Below are 18148 nucleotides of genomic sequence, written 5' to 3' on the forward strand. Positions count from 1 at the left end.
GGGCGTCGAATTGCCGATGCACGCCGTCCGTTCCCACTTTCGGATTGTGGCTTTGGTAGAGGCGGTCGCAAGACGCCTGCCGATAACGGTGATCGGTGCTTTAACGCATGGACTCCACCGGGCGAACGCCTCCGTTCCATGTTGATGCCCCACCGGGCGTTGAACCGTTATCGGCGGTCGACTGTCGTACGACCCGCGCCACCGTAACCCTGGCGTACCCCATCGATAAACGCGTCGCCACGCGCCCGGGCGTCGAATTGCCGATGCACGCCGTCCGTTCCCACTTTCGGATTGTGGCTTTGGTAGAGGCGGTCGCAAGACGCCTGCCGATAACGGTGATCGGTGCTTTAACGCATGGACTCCACCGGGCGAACGCCTCCGTTCCATGTTGATGCCCCACCGGGCGTTGAACCGTTATCGGCGGTCGACTGTCGTACGACCCTACCAGGGCCTGGAGCGAGCCGGGGCGGGTGGGGCGGAAGTTCTGGGACTTTGATAGCATCTGATCATGAAGATCAAGTATCGATTCGTCTTTGAATGGACTGAAGCTCGAAACGCGAGACTTGTATCCCTTGGGCTGAAGGTGGCGCCTGCTGCACCCGAAGTTGGTGAGTTCGCGGTGAGTCATGTCGTTGAGGGCGCGCCAGAATGGACTGAGGTTTGCGACCTGATTCGTATATGGGACGCCTTGGTGTCCGTCACGACCGAATTCACTCCCGCTGAGGTGGATGGCGCTGCTCACTGCGCTCTTCAACTCGTGCATGCCAGCGGGTATCCGCAGCCGGAGGACGATTTCGCATACTTCGAGCAGACTTTCGATATGAGTAAGTGCTGCTCCACGTGTGGCGAAGGCGCAGTGCAAGTGGCCCCCTTCAGAGTCAAACGCACGTTGAAGTGGGGTCGAAATGCGTTCTTGAAGCTCAACTGGGTAGAGGAAGCCTGCTTCATGCAACGACCGGTTTGGGAAGAGCATCTTTCCCGATTTGGAATCGGGGCTCTTCCTGTCGAGCACACCAAGGGGAAAGAACTGGATGACATCATTCAGCTTGATCTCGGTCCTGCTGTCCCGCTCGCGATGGGCGAGGGTCATGGTATTCGCTGCGACGTCTGTGGGAGAGAGCGCTTTCCCTGGCACAATCGCGGATTCTTCCCGGCTCCGATTTCTCCGCCTGATCTGCCTTTGTTTCGTAGTGTCCAGCGCTTCGGGGTGGAGAATGCGTGTGCAAACGCGATGATCGTGAGCGCCGAAGTTGTAAAGGTGATCAAGAGCGCCGGCCTGCGCGGTGCTGAGTTGTGGCCCTGTATGCCGCCTGGCTAGTGGTTGGTGGGAATTGGCGCTGTAGCCTGTGGACTGCGCTGGGCCAGCGCCTTCGATCCGTGGTCATGCCCAACCGGGAGTCGTACCGATATCGGCAGTCGACTGTCGTGCGACTGTACCGGAGCACATCACTTTGAACTACGTTGGCACGGTGGCGTTGGTAGAGGCGGTCGCAAGACGCCTGCCGATGACGGCGATCGGTGCCTTAACGCATGGACCCCGCCGGGCCAATGCCTTCGTTCCGCGTTCATGCCCCACCGGTCGTTGAAACGCTATCGGCAGTCGACTGTCGTGCGACCCTACCGATGCACGCCGTACGTTCCCACGTTCGGATTGTGGCTTTGGTAGAGGCGGTCGCAAGACGCCTGCCGATGACGGCGATCGGTGCCTTAACGCATGGACCCCGCCGGGCCAATGCCTTCGTTCCGCGTTCATGCCCCACCGGGCGTTGAACCGTTATCGGCAGTCGACTGTCGTGCGACCCTACCGACGCTCCCTGCGTCGAATGGGTCAGGAGTGACACTTGCCATGCGTGCGCACTCGCGTGCATCCAATTTCGCGGCGTGGCTCGTTTGCGACATCGATCTGTCGGAAACCGCAAATTTCGCAAAATTTTGAGAACGTCGTCTCACGATTTCGTGCCGATTCCGACGCACGTAGGAGCATGTTCAATTTTGTGCGACGCGGCGGAAAAAATAATGGTTTGCTCCACGGCACTCCTGGGCCAAGGTTGGCGCAGGAGCTTCGAACCTCCTGCAAGCGGTAACATTTGATGTCCCTGCGTCGGGAGGGTGGTTAATACAACACCCTCAACAGGGGAAATAGCCACGCCGTCTGCTTGTACGGGTTCGAACCTCCCGACTTACCCCCCTCGCCACCCCGGCGAGGGGCGCTTCTTACAGGGAGACTGTCATGCAGAATCATGGGGCCGACGCGCCCGAACCTGATGTCAACGAAACCGAGCCATACGACGGCTCGCTGATGCGCTTCAGCATCGCCGCACCGATCACCTTGTCCTGCCAGGGCGTGCCGCAGGACGAGCCACCGTCGATGGTGGTGCTGTACGGCTACTGGTTGAACGAGATCGGCTGGCGCGGCGGTGGCACGTTGATGGTGGAAACCGACGCCGGCAAGGTGACGTTGACGCTGGTTGGGCCAGCCAGGAATGTGCTGGCGGTGGACCACAGCAATGTGAAGCGCCGCCTGTTCTTCATCGACATCCACGCGGATCACATCCGCTGAACAGGAGGTTGCGATGGAGCTGGATATCGATCTGCGGCTGTTCGAGGATTTTCAGTGCGCAGCGTGGGATGAGCGCGAGGATGCCATCTGCGTGCTGGAGGAGCTGCTGGAGGCGTATGTAAGGCTGCAATGTCATGCGGCCGAGAATGGGTACCTGCGCCGCATAGGCGTAGCGCATTGTGCGGCGGCGACAGTGCTGCGCCGAGATACCGTGCAGGCGGTACGTTTGGCGCTGGAAGGCAGGGCTGCACCGTGATGCGTCGCCCGAGAAGCCTGCAGGGTGGAGTGCGTTGGTTACCCCGTTCGGTCGGGTACCCGGGTGGACGCAGGTAGGGTCGCACGACAGTCGACCGCCGATAACGGTGTATCGCCCGGTGGGGCATGACCGGGAACGGAGGCGTTGGCCCGGCAGGTTCCATGCGTTAAAGCGCCGATCACCGTTATCGGCAGGCGTCTTGCGACCGCCTCTACCATCGCATCAGCACCGGCGGATCACCAATCGGCCGGTCACCGATCACCGCTTCGACTGCGGCACCCGCCTCAACTTGCTGGTGTCATACCCCAGCGCCTTGATCCGCGCCACGGCGGCCTGGTAATCCGCGTCCGACACCTGCGGCGTGCGCGCCATGTACCACACATGGTCGCGCTTGCTGCGGGCGACTATCGTCTGCGTGTAGCCAGGATCCAGCCAGGAAATGATGTATTCGGCCTGGATCGGCCACACGAACTGCATGCCCCACACCGCGCCGTTACCTTCCTTCTCCACCCGCCCAATCGGATTCATGGTCCGCTTCGGTGCCTGGAAGCTGCCCTTGCGATAGGTGAAGGTGGTCTGGATGCGCCCATCTGATCGCATTGCATAACTCTCGACCGCATCGAACGCCTCGCGTTCGGGGCGCGTGGGAATATGCGCGATCACGTACCAGTCGCCCATGAAGCGCGGTACATCCACCGAATCCATGCGCGGCAGGGTTGGAAGGTCGCGGGCGCTGCAGGCACTGCCCAGCAGCGCGGCGGTGAGCAGGGGAATCAACGTGAAAAGACGCATGGCAGCCTCCTTCAGCGTGGACGGAACAGATAATGCGCCACCAGCCATTGCTGGCCGTTGTCATAGCCGAACAGCTCGGCGCAGGCCATCCAGAACATGCGCCAGCGCTGCCACCACAGTACCGCCGCGTCACCGTAGGTCTGTGTGAGGATCGGCATCAGCTCGGCCCGGGCCGCGTCCTGGTTGGCCAGCCAGTGGTTGGCCGTCTTCTCGTAGTGCGTCCCGTCCACCAGCCAGCGGTCCTGCAGCTGCAGGTCACGCTGGAAGTGCAGCAGGGTGTCGGCTGCAGGCATCAGCCCACCGGTGAAGAAGTGCCGGCCCATCCAGTCGTATTCCCCGGCCGTTTCGAACGGGTACATCAGGGTGCGGTGGGCAAAGATGTGGACGAACAATGCACCGTCTGGCCGCAACCAGCTGGCAATGCGGCCCAGCAAGGCCTCGTAGTTGCGCATGTGCTCGAACATCTCGACCGACACGCAGCGGTCGAATGACGCAGCCGGCATCACCAGCTGGTTCACGTCCCGGGTGAGCACCTGCACGTTGTGCAGCCCACGCAGCATGCACTGCTCCATGATGTGCGTGCGCTGGCTGCGCGAGTTGGACACGGCGGTGATGTGCATGTTGGGAAAGCGCTCGGCCATCCACAGCGTCAGCGAGCCCCAGCCGCAGCCCAGTTCCAGCACATCCTGGCCGTCCGCCAGGCCGGCGCGGGCACCGTACAGGGCGAGCATGGCTTCTTCCGCCTGGGCCAGGGTTTCCCGGCCGGTCGGGTAGTAGCAGCTGCTGTACTTCAGCCGGGGGCCGAGGCAGGCCTTGAAGAAACTGGCAGGCACTTCGTAGTGCTGGCGGTTAGCCTCATCCACATGCAGTGCCAGGGGACTGCCGGAAAGCTCGTTGAGCATGCGCGAGAAACGCTGCTGCTGCGCGTGCGCCCCGCCGGCCAGCTCGTCCTGCAGGCGCTGTTCACACATGCGGCGGATGCCCCAGCGCAGCGCCCGGTCGGGCACCCAGCCGCGCTCGGCCCATCCGGTCAGGCCCAGCTCGACGTCGTGAGGTGCCTGCGGGCTGGCGGTGGCGTTCATGGGCGTTGCTCCGGAGCGTGACGTGGGAACCAGGGGAAGAACATCGGGGTGCTGGCCTGGTAGCGGCGGTAGTCTTCGCCGCGACTGCGCAGCGCCTGCTTCTCGGTGAAAGGCACCCCGCTCAGGTAGCGCAGGAAGATGTACATCAGCACCGGTCCGCTCCAGGCCAGCCACGCCAGCGGCGAGCCCACGGCCAGCAGGACGTAGGTAAACCAGTGCAGCCACTCGAAGAAGTAGTTCGGGTGCCGGCTGTAGCGCCACAGCCCATCGCGGCAGGTGCGGCCCTTGTTGGCCGGGTTTGCCCGGAAGCGCGCCAGCTGGCGATCCGCCAGTGCCTCGCCACCCACGCTGAGCAGCCACACCGCAATCGCAGCGGCGATCCACCCGCTGAAGCCCTCGCGCGGATTGGCGGCCACGGCGGCGAAGGGCAGGGCGAACAGTAGGACCAGCAGCGCCTGGGCCAGGAAGAAGCCGTAGATCTTGCCCTGATGCCCATCCCAATGCTTACGCAGGTACTGATAGCGTCCGTCCTCGGCCTCGTGGCGCACGCGCTGCCACAGGTGCAACGCGAGCCGGCTTCCCCAAAGCCCGCCCAGCACCGCAAGCGCGATGCGCGGCGCGTGCGCCCCTTCACCCAGCCAGGCCAGCAACAGCGCGCCAGCGGCAACGCCCTTCGCCCACAACACGTCGACCACCCCGATGTTCTGGTGCCGTCGCTGCCAGGCCCAGCCCCAGCTCATGATCAGGACGGCGTAGAGCAGCACCCACCACAGTGGTTTCATGACGGCGCTCCTTCCAGCGGTGGACGATAGGCCGGCCGTGCCAGCAACAGGTGCGAAACGCCGATCGAACGTTCCAGGAAGCCACCTTCGCAATACGCCAGGTAGAACTCCCACAGCCGGATGAAGCGTTCGTCGAAGCCCTGTGCGCGCACCATCAGCCGCTGTGCCATGAAGCGCCTGCGCCAGGCGCGCAGGGTAAGTGCGTACGAGTGGCCGAAGTCGAACTGCTGGATCATCTGCAGGTCGCTGGCGCGGGTCTTCGCCTGGGCGATGGCGCTGAGCGAGGGAATGAAGCTGCCCGGGAACACGAAGCGCTTGATGTAATCCACGCTGTGCAGCGCCTGCTCGTAGCGGTGGTCTTCAATGGTGATGGCCTGCAGCAGGGCCAGACCGGTGGGCTTGAGCAGCCGTTGCAGGGTGGCGAAGTAGACCTCCAGGAATTCCGCGCCGATGGCCTCGATCATCTCGATGGACACCAGCTTGTCGTACTGGCCTTCCAGGTCGCGGTAGTCACGCATCAGCACGGTGACCCGGTCCTGCAGGCCGGCGGCCTTGACCCGCTGTCGGGCGAGCGCGTACTGCTCTGCGGAGATGGTCGTGGTGGTGACATGGCAGCCATAGTGCGTGGCCGCATGCACCGCGAAGCCGCCCCAGCCGGTGCCGATCTCCACCACGCGGTCGCCCGGCTGCAAGCGCAGTTGCTGGCAGATGCGGTCCAGCTTGCGGGTGGAGGCCACTTCCAGCGTTTCATCCTCGCTGGCAAACAGCGCCGACGAGTACATCAGGTCGGGGGAGAGGAACAGCGAAAAGAAGTCGTTGCCAAGGTCGTAGTGCGCGGCAATGTTGCGGCGGCTGCCGGCGCGGGTATTGCGGCGCAGCTGATTCCACAGGTTGAGCAGGGCACCGCCCAGGCGCGCCGTCCCGCGTTCCATGCCGTCCAGCAGGTGCCGGTTACGCACCAGCAGCTGCACCAGCCCGACCAGGTTGCTGCACTCCCAGTCGCCATCGATGTAGGACTGGCCAGCGCCCACGCTGCCTTGTGCGGCAACCTTGCGGTAGAACGCCGGGTCGGTGATGGTGACCGTGGCGTGCACGGTGTTGGCGCTGTGTTCGGCCTCGCCCAGGATGACCTCACCCCTTGCGTCCCGTACCCGCAGGCTACCGTGACGCAGCGGTGCAAGTTGCGCCAGCAGGCGGGTGCGCAGAAAGCCTTCGAGCGCGCTCAGGCGCGGGGCGTGGACTCGGGGCGAAACTTGGCTCATGAACGTTTTCCAGAAAGCGTGGGATGGTCGTACACGGGGTTGCGCTTCAGCCACAGCCGCAGCGCCTGCCAGTGGATGGCCGCCACCACCTGAAGTGTCATCAATGGGTAGCACAGCAGCACCTTGGCCAGCCCCGGGCCGTCCAGCGGACGACGCTGCAGCTGCTGCGTGGCATCGAACTGCCGCTCGCCATCGCGCCAGACCTGCATGTGCACGTTGAGGTCGTCGCCCGGCGCAGTGAAGCGCCAGTCGTAGCGGCAGTCCATCTGCATGAACGGCGAAACGTGAAAGGCCTTGTCGAACTGCCAGCGCAGGGCACGCCCGTGCTGCTCGGCCTGGGCGACGGGCAGTACGTAGGCATGGCGCTCCTTCCATGGCGTGTTCGTGATCTCGGCAACCACGCAGTCCAGCTGTTCGCCATCGGGCTGGTAGCAGTAGTAGTAGCTGACCGGATTGAACACATGGCCGCCGTAGCGCAGATGGGTCAGCAGGCGCACCGGCCCGGTCGGGCGGTAGCCGAGCACGCCCGCAGCACGATCGCGCACGGCCTCGGCCAGCGGCTGCTGCGGATCGCCCAGGAAGTCGCTGCGCTTGAACTGCGCGAGGTTTGGACGGTTCACCGACCACAGCCAGCGACGCCTGAACAGCGTAGGCAGCTCATCCAGGTCGATCAGCAGCTGGGCGATCGGGTAGGAGAACGCATGCGCGTGCGGCCGGTGCCGGCGATGCGTGACCTGCCCGACATACAGCGCGCTGGCGCTCATGCGATCGCCACCTCCCACGGCACCTCTTCCTGGCCTGCGGTGGCGGCGCGCAGCGCATCCACAACCCGTCGTGCGCTGCGGATGCCGTCCTCATGGAAGCCCCAGCCCCAATACGCGCCGGCAAACCAGGTGTTGCGCCGGCCCTGCACCTCGGCCCAGCGCGCCTGTGCACGCACGGCCGCGTGGTCGTGAACCGGGTGGGCGTAGTAGCAGCGTTTCAGAATCTTCGAGGGATCGATGTCGGCGGTGCGGTTGAGGGTGACGATCAACGGCGTATCACCGGGCAGGCCCTGCAGGGCATTCATGTAATAGCTGACCGTGCAGGGCGCGCGGGTGTCGTTCGGGATGTGCGCGTTCCACGCCGCCCAGGCCTTGCGGTTGCGGGGCAGCAGGCTGGCGTCGGTGTGCAGCACGGCCTGGTTGGCCTGGTATTGGATGGCCCCCAGTACTTCGTGCTCGACTGGATCGGGATCTTTCAGGATCGCCAGCGCTTCGTCACTGTGGCAGGCAAACACCACATGGTCGAAGCCCTCCACCGTGGTGAGGGTATGGACCAGCGCACCCCACTGCGTGCGCTCCACCCGGTACACCGGGCAGCCGATGCGCTCGCGCACGTGCCAGCGCTTGCGCAGCGCATCGATGTAACGCGCCGAACCGCCGCTGACCACGCGCCAGGTGGGACGCTCGGTCATCTGGAGCATCTGGTGGTTGGCCATGAACTGGACCAGATAGCGCGCTGGAAAATCCAGAATCTGCGCGCTGGGCGAAGACCACAGCGCCGACGCCATTGGCAGCAGATGCTCCTGCACGAAGGCGGGGCGATAGCCGTGGCGGCGCAGGTACTGGCCCAACGTGGGGCCTTCGGGTTCGTCCAGCAGCGCGGGTGCTTCGCGATAGAACCGACGCAGGTCGCGCAGCATGCCCCAGAAGCGAGGTGAAACCAGATTCCGGCGCTGGCAGAACAAACCGTCCAGCGAGGTGGCGTTGTACTCCACGCCACTGCGTTCGCTGTGTACCGAGAAGCTCATGGTGGTAGGTTGCGAGGCTACATCCAGCTCGTCGAACAGCGCGCTGAGCAATGGATAGTGCTGCGGATTGAACACGATGAAACCGGTGTCCACCGCCATCTGCCGGTCCCCAACTTTTACGTCGTGGGTGTGGGTGTGCCCCCCGAGATAATCCTCACCTTCGAACAGGGTGACTTCATGTTCGCCATCCAGCCACCAGGCGGTGGCCAACCCTGCAATGCCCGAACCAATGACCGCGATGCGCATGATCAGTACCTCGCCTTGGTCAGTACCCATTCCGGGATCGGCTTCAGACCGCTGACCAGGCCCAGTGCCGCCATGCCGCGCAGCCCGTACCAGGTGATGTCGACTTCCCACCAGCGGAAGCCCTGCCGAACCGTTCCCGGAAAGAAGTGGTGGTTGTTGTGCCAGCCTTCGCCAAAGGTGAGCAGGGCCAGCCAGAGGTTGTTGCGACTGTCGTCCTGGGTGGGGAAACGGCGCCGGCCAAAACGGTGTGCCAGCGAATTGATGGTGACCGTTGCGTGGAACAGTACAACGGTGGAGATGAAGAAGCCCCACACAAGCAACTGTGCGCCACTGGTGTGCAATGACGGCGCAAAGTGCGCCAATGCTTCACCCAGTACATACAGCGCGACCGCGAGCAGCGCCGGTACGACCGTGTCGAACCGGTCCAGCCAGCGCAGTTCCGGAAAACGTGCCAGGTCGGGAATGCGGCTGAAATCCGTGACGAAGGCTTCACGGGTGAGGAACCAGCCCATGTGGCTGCGCCAGAATCCACCGTGGCGGGGTGAATGCGGGTCCTGCGGCCGGTCGGCGTGGCGATGGTGGTGGCGATGGTGCGCCGCCCACCACAGCGGACCGCGCTGCACGCTGGCCGCACCGATCACGGCGAATGCAAACTGCACCGGGCGTGAGGTAGTGAAAGTTCTATGTGAGAAATAGCGATGATAGAAGCCGGTGATGGCGAACATCCGCAGGGCGTACAGTAAAGCGGCAACGGCTACGGCGGTCCACGACACACCTGCCCAGGCAACGCCCAGACAGCCCAGATGCAGCAGCACGAAGGGCACGGCTCGCAACCAGTCCACACGCCGTGCAGACGCGGCATCCACGCTGGGTTCACCTGACGCGGTGTCAAACCAGCGGCGCACCGTCTGTTGCAGGCGTGAACGACGTGCCGGGGGTGCCGCAGCGGCCATGAAAGCGCTTCCTGTGGAGTGCGTAACTGTTCTACGCACGGCAGCGGCATTTGGATGCATGCGACTTTGGTCTGCATCCAATTGCAGCCACCGTGCGTAGGAAGGTCATCTCCGGCCCTTGACCGCCCCCGCCGCCGATGTACTCTGAGCGCAACAACGCGACCACCTGCTTCGAGACCGCCCGCATGGCGTCAGCTTCGCCACAGCCGACGAGCGACCCCATCAACTGGGCCGGCGACATGGCCGGCGTGGCGCAGTTCCGCGACCGCGAGTGTTTCATGCGTATCTACGACTATTTCATGCCGCGCCTGTGCGTGTATCTGCGCGGCTTGGGCGCACCGGATGGCATCGGCGAGGAACTGGCGCAGGAAAGCCTGCTGCGCTTGTGGCTGCATGCCGACCACTTCAACCCGGCGCAGAGCGCGCTGAGCACCTGGTTGTTCCGCATCGCACGCAACCTGCACATTGACCGGGTGCGCCACGAGCGCGGCTGGGTGCAGGCGCAGGCCGTGGTGGAGCAGGCCGCCGAGCAGGACGTGCCCGAGCGCACCAGCGCCGAGCAGTTTGCCGACGACGCCCGCCTGCGCCAGCGCATCCAGGAGCTGCCGGCGGTGCAGGCACGGCTGGTGCGCATGTCGTATTTCGAAGCCAAGAGCCATGGCGAGATCGCACAGGCGCTGGGTATGCCGCTGGGTACGGTGAAGTCACACCTGCGGCGCGCGTTCCTGCAGCTGCAGTCAAAAGTGGGGGCCGGCTGATGCGTCCGCACCATCATCTGGATGACGCGACCCTCATGAGCCTGGCGGCCGGTGCGTTGTCGGCCCCCTTGGCCGTGGTCGCCAGCGCGCATCTGGAGCGCTGCGCGGAGTGCCGACAACGGCTGCGCGCGGCGGAGGCGATTGGCGCTGCGTTGCTGGAGCAGACCCAGCCGGAAGCTCCTTCAGCAGAGCGCGAGGCGCTGCGCGATGTGATGCTCGCGCGACTGGGAAGTGAGGCGGGTGTGGAGGCGGGCAAGGTTACCGCCTTGCATGCAGCTCCTGCGCCGTTGCGCGACGGCGGTGATCCTGATCGCCTGCCAGCCGCGTTGCAGCCTTACTTTGGAGAGCGGTTGAGCACGGTGCGTTGGAAGTGGATCGGTCCGGGCATGTATTGCACACGCGCCCGCGACATGCCTTCGTTGATCATGCTGAAAATTGCACCGGGCAAGAGCCTGCCGCTGCACAGCCATGGAGGCAGCGAGCTCACCCAGGTGCTGCAGGGGTCGTACAACGACGCGCTGGGCCTGTTCGCGGCCGGCGATGTAGCCGACCTTGACGAAGATGTCGAGCATCAACCGGTGACCGCACCGGGCGTTCCCTGTATCTGTGTTTCCGCATTGGATGCGCCGTTGGTGTTCAGCGGTTGGCTCGCGCGCAAGCTGCAACGATTCGTACAGTTGTAAGGCGGGGGAGACGCCGGAGGAGAGGCGGCACCGGCAGGCAATCAGGTGCCGGTGCCGCCCATTCTTTTCTGATGGTTTACGTATGACACGCATGGCGTGTCACTACAGGTCGGGGTCGCGTAGTGACGCGCCATGCGCGTCAATGCCTCACGCGTTCAACGCCGCCCGAACACGCGTCGCCAGTTCCGAAACCGTAAACGGCTTTCCAATGAGGTGCACATTCTCATCCAGCACCCCCTCATCGACCAGCGCGTTGCGACTGTTGCCGGTGGTAAACAACACCTTCAGATCCGACCGGCGCGCCAGCGCCTGATCCGCCAGCTGCCGCCCGTTGACCTCCGGCATTACCACGTCGGTAAACAGCAGGTCGATGCGGGGATGCATATCCATCAGCTCCAGCGCTGCCGCCGCCCCCTCGGCCGCCAGCACCTGGTAGCCCAGCTCGGTCAACGCTTCCACCGAGAACTGACGCACCAGCGGCTCATCGTCGACCACCAGAATCAGTTCCTGGCCACCACCGGGTAACGGAGCCGTTCGCGGTTCAACCGCAGGCGCCGGCTCGCGCTCGGCCTGCAGCCTGGGCAGGTAGACCTTCACCGTGGTACCCATCCCCACGTCCGAACACAGCTTCACCTGGCCCGCGCTCTGCTGCACGAAGCCATATACCTGCGACAGCCCCAACCCCGTGCCCTGGCCGACATCCTTGGTGGTGTAGAACGGATCGAATGCCTTGGCCAGCACCTCGGGCGGCATGCCGCTGCCGGTGTCGGACACGGCGATCAGCACATACTCGCCCGGGGCCACGCCGGGATGGGTTTCGTCAAAGCTGGACGCAATGGCACAGTTCGAGGTTTCCACCTTCAGCCGCCCGCCACCGGGCATGGCGTCGCGTGCATTCACGGCCAGGTTGAGAATCACGTTCTCCAGCTGGTTGGGGTCGGCATGGGTCCACCACAATCCGCCGGCCAGCACGGTTTCAAGCTGCACGCTGCTGCCGAGCGAGCGCACCAGCAGGTCGCTCATGCCGGCCACCAGCTTGTTGGTGTCAACCGCGGTAGGCTGCAGCGGCTGCTGCCGTGAGAACGCCAATAGGCGCTGGGTCAGCTGGGCCGCGCGCGTGGCGCTGTCCATTGCCATCTCGATGTAGCGTGCGGCGCGCGGATCGCTGCCAGCCAAGCGGGCTTCCAGCAGATCAAGCGGGCCGATCACCGTGGCCAGCATATTGTTGAAGTCGTGCGCGATGCCGCCGGTGAGGTGGCCCACGGCTTCCATCTTCTGGCTCTGGCGCAGGGCCTCTTCCACCCGCAGACGCTCAGCCACTTCCTCGCGGACGCGGCTTTCCAGTTGTTCGTTCAGTTCCTTCAGGCGTGCCTCGGCGGCATAGCGCTCGGACAGGTCGAGCATGGCCCCGATCATCCGTACCGGTTGGCCGTCGGCATTGCGCAGGACCGCGCCGCGGTCGAACACGGTGGCGTAGCTGCCATCAAAGCGCCGGAAGCGGTATTCGTCACTCCAGCTGCTGCCATGGCCTTCAACGACCGCATGAATGTCGCGGTCAATGCGCCCGCGATCATCCGGGTGGATATGGTCGAGCCACCACGCCGCCGTGGTTTCGCTGGTTTCGTGACCGAACAGGCTACCCAGCGCTTCGTTCCAGATCACCTGGCCGTCGCTGATGCGCCAGTCCCAGATCGCATCATTGGTCGCCTGGGCGGCGAGGCGGTAACGCTCCTCGATTTCCCGATGCGCATCCTGGGCGGATTTGCGGTCGGTGATGTCCAGCGAGGTGCCGACCAGCCCGACCACGGCTCCCGCTGCGTCGCGCAGAGGCGACTTGGTGGAGAGCCAATGGGCGCGGCGGCCGTCGGGGAAGCTGACTTCTTCCTCCACCTGTTCGGACTGGCCGCTGCTCATGATGCGCTCGTCGGTCGCCATCACGGCGGCGGCCTGCACGGCGTCGTTCAACAGTTCGGCGTCAGTGCGGCCGACGTACTGGTCTGGCGGCAGCCCGATCAGATCGGTCGTGCCCCGGTTGCCGATCAGAATCCTGCCTTGGCGGTCCTTGGCATACACCACGCCGGGCGCGGCCTCGACGAAAGACCGCAGCAGCTGCTGGGCGTCATCGCGCTCGCGCTCGAAGCGGCGGCGTTCGCTGATGTCGATGATTACGCCCGGGAAGCCGGTCGGGCGTCCACTGGCATCCAGGTCCACCCGGCCGATGCGTTCCAGCCAGTGGTAGCCGCCGTCTTCGCTGCGGGTGCGGTACTGGTGGGCGAAGCGGCCGCCGTGCTGGACGGCGGCGTTGATCGCGGCGGCGAGCCCGGGTCGGTCGTCGGGATGGACCGCGCCCATCACCTCGTTCAGACGCAGCGTGCTGTGGGCGATGTCCGGGTCCAGGCCGAACGCGCGGGCCAGGGCTTCGTCAATGGTGAGGCGGTCGTTGGCGACGTCCCAGAACCAGGTGCCGACAATGGCACCGGCGGCCAGCGCCATGTTGACGCTTTCGGTGGCGCGTTCGCTGCGGGGGTCGGGCGTTTGGGGCGCGGTCAAAGGGAGCTCGAGCTGTTGGGCGGGCGATGCATGGTTCCCGGCGGGTCCAGTGTATTGATGACACGCAGGGCGTGTCACTACGGGCGGGTGGGTTGAAGCCACGCAGGGCGTGGCTCTACCGGGATGCGGCTCTTCGGATAATTGTCGTGGTGATGGGGTGAAGGGGGTGTGTCACCAGCGGTAGAGGGGCAATGCGTGGCCGACTTCGCAGGCCAGCCCGGCGGGTACCTCGACGAAGCCGTCGGTGGCCGCCAGGGTGGTGACATCGGCGTTGCTGCGTGGGGGCAAAGGTTGGGCCAGCATCTCGCCGCCGGGCTCGCGCCGCAGGCGCACGGCCACGAACTGGGTCAGCACGTGCGCGGGGACGGCAGCAGCCAGCCGCACCTGCTCGCAGGCCACCACCGATACACCCATGCCCGAGAGCAACGCCGGGCGCACATAGCGCGCCATGCACACCAGCGCCGAGTACGGATTACCCGGCAGCGCGAAGACCCGCTGCGCGTTCGGCCCTACGCCAAACCACATGGCGCGTCCAGGCTGCTGCGCCACGCCCTGGAAGACGCAGCGTACGCCCACGCTTTCCAGGGTGGTGGGCAGATAGTCGCGCTGTCCCAGGGTGACCCCGCCGGACAGCACCAGCACGTCGTGGCTCTGCAGCAGGCGGGACAGGGTGGCTCCCAGCACGTCCGGATCGTCCGACAACGGCTGCAGGGTGGGAAGGCCCAGACCTGCCGCCTGCAGCGCGGCCATCATGGCCAGGTCGCTGCAGCGCCTGATCCGCGCGGGATGCAGCGGTGCGGCGACGTCCAGCAGCGCATCGCCGGTGGTGACGATGGCCACGGTGGGCAGCCGCACCGTGTTCACCGTGGCCACGCCGTTGGCCGCCAGCACGGCCATCTGCGGTGGTCCTATGCGGACGCCGGCTTCCAGCACGACCGCGTCGCCTGGGCAGTCCGCGCCCTGGCGATGGATGAACTGCCCGCGGCTGGGGCTGGCGGCCGGGGCCAGGCTGTAGCCCTGTGCATTGCGCACCAGATGCTCGATCGGAATCACGCAGTCACAGCCGTCCGGCAGCAGCGCGCCGCTGGCGACTTCGATGCAGGTATCGGCTTCCCTGAGTGCCTGGCCGTAGCCGCCGGGGGTCTGCGCACCGGCTACACGCAGCACGGCGGGCATCACCGGCAACCAGCGCGTGGCGATGCCGTCCATGGTGACGCGGTCGAACGGCGGGTGCGCGCGCTCGGCCATGACCTCGTCGGCCAGCACCCGGCCCACTGCTTCAGGCAGCGGCACCGATTCGTTGGCGCGAACACGGGGTTGTGCATGTACGGCGTGGGTGGCTTCATCCACGCTGATCAGTGACTGCATCGCCGATCACCCCACCTTGGAGTGAGCCAGAGATACCTTGTGCGATGTGAGCGTGAGTTGATGAAACGGCCTTCACACGGCCGGAAAATACAGCTCCACGCACGTTCCGTGACCGGGTTCACTGATCAGGCGGGTGAAGCCATCCGACTGTGCGGTGAAGCCGAATACCTGGCTGAGGCCCAGTCCACTGCCTTTGCCGATGGGCTTGGTGGTGAAGAATGGTTCGAACACGCGTGCCTGCTGTTCTTGCGGAATGCCGGGGCCGTTGTCGTGCACTGACAACCGCACGAAGGCCGTTGGGGGCTGCTCGGGCCGGGCCGGGTCCTGGGTGAACTGCAGGGCGGTGTGGATGCAGATGTGCCCGGCCTCGTTCATTGCATCGCGGCTGTTGCAGACCAGGTTCAACACAGCGGTTTCCAGCTGGGTGCGGTCAACGGAGCAGTGCGGCAAGTCGTCGGCCAGGTCCAGTTCCAGCGTGATGGCATCGCCGGCGGAACGGCGCAGCACGCCTTCGCATTCGCGCATCACAGCGCTCAGGTCCAGGCGCTCCGGGGCCAGCGCCTGGCCGCGGGCGAAGCTGAGCAGCTGCCGGGTGAGCAGGGCACCGCGCTCGGCCGCGCGCAGGGTGGTATCGACCAGCTTGGCCGACCCTTCGTCCTGCACCTTGGCCCCCAGCAGATCCTGGCAGTTGATGATGACGGTCAGCAGGTTGTTGAAATCGTGGGCCATGCCCAGGGTGAACTTGCCGATGGCCTCCAGCTTCTGTGCCTGCAGCAGGTTGGTCTGGGCTTCCTGCAGACGCTGCTGGGCCACGTGTCGTTCGGTGACGTCACGGGTGACCTTGGCGTAGCCGATCAGCTCCCCGTCCACCCGGATCGGGTCGATCACCACGCTGGCGCGGAAGCGCGAGCCATCCTTGCGCACGCGCCAGCCTTCACCCACATAGCGGCCTTCCTGGGCAGCGGTGCGCAGGTTGCGTTCGGGGAGGCCGGCCTCGACGTCTTCCGGCAGATAGAAGCGGGAGAAGTTGGTGCCCACCACTTCGCGGGCCGTGTAGCCCTTGATGCGGCGCCCACCCGGATTCCACGTGCGGATGACCCCCTGGGTGTCGAGCATGTAAATGGCGTAGTCGGTGACCGAGTTCAGCAGCAGTGAAAACTGCCGTGCCTCGTCGTTCAACAGGTCGTTTGTGCGCTCTTCGAGCAAGGCGTTGTCCTCCCCAGGCCTTGGTTGGACAGTAAAGCAGCCCGGGCGGCGGGTCTACGGGCAAGCGGAGTGGAACCGGGATATTTGCCGTATCCGCGCATCGATTCGGTGAGTTCTGCCTATTCAGCTTCGTCCTGTGGGTCACGACCCGTGCCGATCATTGATATCGGCAGTCGTCTGTCGACCGACTCTACCAATCGCCAGCATTCGTAGTCACGCGTCATGCGCGTGATCCATGAACCCCGAACCCCGAACCCATCACCGCGTTCGCGATACCCGCTTCCGATATTCGCCCACGTTGTCGCCGCGAATTCGCCTTTCCTGCGTCCCGTTATTGGTCGCCACTTTGCGCTCGTCGCCCGTCACCGGCTTTGCCTCCACCAGCGTCTCACGCTCGAACGCATGCGACTTGTCGGTATTGCGATAGTACCGGTACAGCGCCCAGTACAACCCGGTGGCGGCCGCAGGGCCGGCCGCCAACAACCAGAGACCACTATCGTCACTCATGCGCTTGCTACCAGTAGGGCGATGACCAGGGCTTCCACGATCGTGCCGGTGGTCAGCGCGGCCAGCAGCAGCTTCCACTGCTGCACCGGCACGCTGCCCATGGTTTCACCGGTACGGCCATTGACCGCGATGTAGTGCAGCATGCCGCCGTTGCGGCCGGGCTGGTGGTAGGAATACAACCAGACCGGCAGGTACATGGAGACCCAGCGGGTGCCGTGCACTTCCAGCTGCTCCTGCTCCCACCGCACGCCACGGTTGTAACGACGCACCGAGCTGTGCACCTCCGATCGGGCGATGGACAGCAGCTGGTCTTCCAGCCGCGGCATCATCTTTTCCACGTCCAAGTCGCGCTTCTCCGATGAGACGCCGAGCAGGTAGGACGCGTTCCACTTCACGGCGTTCTTGGTGTCGAACGGCAGGATGGTATTGATGATGTTGTTGGTGTTGACGTTGATGTCCAGGTTGCCGCGCTGGGCGGAGGACTCCAGCGGCAGGTCGTCCACGGTGAAATCGACCTGGCGGTCCACCTGGTACACATCGGCGTCGTAGTAGGTCTTTTTCTTGTCGCCGCTGCCCACGGTGTATTCGCGGGTCTGGATCTCGCCCTTGCCAGACACAGCCGCGCTGACATTGCTGTCCACGATCATGTACGGCATGTACACACCGACCACGTTTTCCGGGGTGAACTGATCCTTGAACGCCTTCAACGCAAACAGCCGCCGCTTGTCCACGAACTGGCGAATGCGGGCGACCGCGTCGTCCTTGCTGATCCGGAACGGCAACACCGCATCGGGCACGGCACCGTTTGAGACCTGTTCGTTCACGCCGAATACGTGACGGCACCAGTGGCAGCGGGCGGTCATGCTGCTTTCGGTGTTGATGGTCACTTCGGCACCGCAGCCGGTGCACTTGAAGCTCATCAGCGCCGCCGTGCCCGCGTCGATGTTGCGGGCACCGCTGGCGATGTTCGTGCCACGAAGCTGGTCCAGGCCGTCGCCCAGGCCAAACGCCTCTTCCACGCGGTCACCATGCCACTGGTGCCGGCAGTACTGGCAGACCAGCACATCGGTGCCGATCTTCAGGCGCACGTCGCTGGAGCCGCACTTCGGGCAGCGGTTGACGCCGTCCTTCAGTTCCGTGGCCGAGGTGTCCAGCGCATCGGGATCGGGCGCTTCAATCTCGGCCCGGATCGGGTCGGGCAGGGTGGCCGGGTCGAGCGGGAAGCTGCCGGGCAGGGGCGGAACGTCCTGCGGCGAACCGGGGCCGTCCAGCGTGGCCTTGGGCAACGGCGGCGGCACCGGCGGCAGCGGTGGCGGGGTGTTTCCTGGCTGGGTCATGGCGGGCCTTGCGT

General features: G+C 64.9%; 17 protein-coding genes. 5 read left to right on the forward strand and 12 right to left on the reverse strand.

The genetic code is table 11. From position 1 onward, the window contains the following. Positions 1-508: 508 nt before the first annotated feature. From EGJ34_RS02370 to EGJ34_RS02380, 3 genes are all read left to right on the forward strand, one after another. On the forward strand, positions 509-1318 hold the full coding sequence (locus EGJ34_RS02370; RefSeq protein WP_125358709.1) for a hypothetical protein: 810 nt from the start codon (positions 509-511) through the stop codon (positions 1316-1318). A gap of 912 nt (positions 1319-2230) precedes the next feature. Further along, positions 2231-2560 (forward strand): hypothetical protein, encoded by a 330-nt coding sequence (locus tag EGJ34_RS02375; RefSeq protein ID WP_125358712.1) that lies wholly within the window; start codon positions 2231-2233, stop codon positions 2558-2560. A 13-nt stretch (positions 2561-2573) separates the two neighbouring features. Next, a complete protein-coding gene (locus tag EGJ34_RS02380; protein WP_125358715.1) occupies positions 2574-2816 on the forward strand; it encodes a hypothetical protein in 243 nt (80 codons plus the stop codon). Positions 2817-3074: 258 nt separating this feature from the next. Here the strand turns inward: EGJ34_RS02380 and EGJ34_RS02385 are convergent, their stop codons facing one another. Genes EGJ34_RS02385 through EGJ34_RS02415 form a run of 7 tightly spaced genes read right to left on the reverse strand, consistent with a single transcriptional unit; the run spans position 3075 to position 9725 of the window. Further along, entirely contained in the window at positions 3075-3608 is a 534-nt protein-coding gene (locus EGJ34_RS02385) for a lipocalin family protein (protein WP_125358718.1), read from the reverse strand. An 11-nt stretch (positions 3609-3619) separates the two neighbouring features. Beyond that, positions 3620-4690: a class I SAM-dependent methyltransferase gene (locus EGJ34_RS02390; protein WP_125358721.1), complete on the reverse strand. Its 1071-nt coding sequence runs from the start codon at positions 4688-4690 to the stop codon at positions 3620-3622. Then, positions 4687-5472, reverse strand: a complete 786-nt coding sequence (locus EGJ34_RS02395; protein ID WP_125358724.1) for a DUF1295 domain-containing protein — start codon at positions 5470-5472, stop codon at positions 4687-4689. Before EGJ34_RS02395 ends, EGJ34_RS02390 begins: the two co-directional genes overlap by 4 nt. Beyond that, complete coding sequence (locus EGJ34_RS02400; RefSeq protein ID WP_125358727.1) at positions 5469-6734, reverse strand: cyclopropane-fatty-acyl-phospholipid synthase family protein; 1266 nt, start codon at positions 6732-6734, stop codon at positions 5469-5471. Before EGJ34_RS02400 ends, EGJ34_RS02395 begins: the two co-directional genes overlap by 4 nt. After that, positions 6731-7498 (reverse strand): DUF1365 domain-containing protein, encoded by a 768-nt coding sequence (locus tag EGJ34_RS02405; protein ID WP_125358730.1) that lies wholly within the window; start codon positions 7496-7498, stop codon positions 6731-6733. The genes EGJ34_RS02400 and EGJ34_RS02405 overlap by 4 nt, the downstream gene beginning before the upstream one ends. Beyond that, positions 7495-8772, reverse strand: a complete 1278-nt coding sequence (locus EGJ34_RS02410) for an FAD-dependent oxidoreductase (protein WP_125358789.1) — start codon at positions 8770-8772, stop codon at positions 7495-7497. The genes EGJ34_RS02405 and EGJ34_RS02410 overlap by 4 nt, the downstream gene beginning before the upstream one ends. Positions 8773-8774: 2 nt before the next feature. Then, positions 8775-9725 (reverse strand): acyl-CoA desaturase, encoded by a 951-nt coding sequence (locus EGJ34_RS02415; protein WP_125358733.1) that lies wholly within the window; start codon positions 9723-9725, stop codon positions 8775-8777. 137 nt (positions 9726-9862) lie between these two features. On the opposite strand from EGJ34_RS02415, the gene EGJ34_RS02420 reads away from it, so the two are divergent. Continuing rightward, on the forward strand, positions 9863-10483 hold the full coding sequence (locus EGJ34_RS02420; protein ID WP_125358736.1) for a sigma-70 family RNA polymerase sigma factor: 621 nt from the start codon (positions 9863-9865) through the stop codon (positions 10481-10483). Further along, positions 10483-11166 carry a ChrR family anti-sigma-E factor gene (locus EGJ34_RS02425; RefSeq protein WP_125358739.1) on the forward strand — a complete coding sequence of 228 codons (684 nt, stop codon included), beginning with the start codon at positions 10483-10485 and terminating at the stop codon, positions 11164-11166. Before EGJ34_RS02420 ends, EGJ34_RS02425 begins: the two co-directional genes overlap by 1 nt. Positions 11167-11313: 147 nt before the next feature. Here EGJ34_RS02425 and EGJ34_RS02430 read toward each other — a convergent pair whose 3' ends face one another. From EGJ34_RS02430 to EGJ34_RS02450, 5 genes are all read right to left on the reverse strand, one after another. Then, on the reverse strand, positions 11314-13716 hold the full coding sequence (locus EGJ34_RS02430) for a PAS domain-containing sensor histidine kinase (protein WP_260476876.1): 2403 nt from the start codon (positions 13714-13716) through the stop codon (positions 11314-11316). Positions 13717-13887: 171 nt separating this feature from the next. Further along, positions 13888-15084 (reverse strand): molybdopterin molybdotransferase MoeA, encoded by a 1197-nt coding sequence (locus EGJ34_RS02435; protein WP_125358742.1) that lies wholly within the window; start codon positions 15082-15084, stop codon positions 13888-13890. Positions 15085-15156: 72 nt separating this feature from the next. Next, positions 15157-16290, reverse strand: a complete 1134-nt coding sequence (locus EGJ34_RS02440; protein WP_260476877.1) for a PAS domain-containing sensor histidine kinase — start codon at positions 16288-16290, stop codon at positions 15157-15159. A 258-nt stretch (positions 16291-16548) separates the two neighbouring features. Then, a complete protein-coding gene (locus tag EGJ34_RS02445) occupies positions 16549-16797 on the reverse strand; it encodes a hypothetical protein (protein ID WP_125358745.1) in 249 nt (82 codons plus the stop codon). Next, positions 16794-18134, reverse strand: coding sequence for a TFIIB-type zinc ribbon-containing protein (locus EGJ34_RS02450; RefSeq protein ID WP_125358748.1), 1341 nt, complete (start codon positions 18132-18134; stop codon positions 16794-16796). Before EGJ34_RS02450 ends, EGJ34_RS02445 begins: the two co-directional genes overlap by 4 nt. Between the last annotated feature and the right edge of the window lie 14 nt (positions 18135-18148).

Origin of the sequence: Stenotrophomonas sp. 278 (assembly GCF_003935715.1) — a bacterium.
Taxonomy (GTDB): domain Bacteria; phylum Pseudomonadota; class Gammaproteobacteria; order Xanthomonadales; family Xanthomonadaceae; genus Stenotrophomonas; species Stenotrophomonas maltophilia_AH.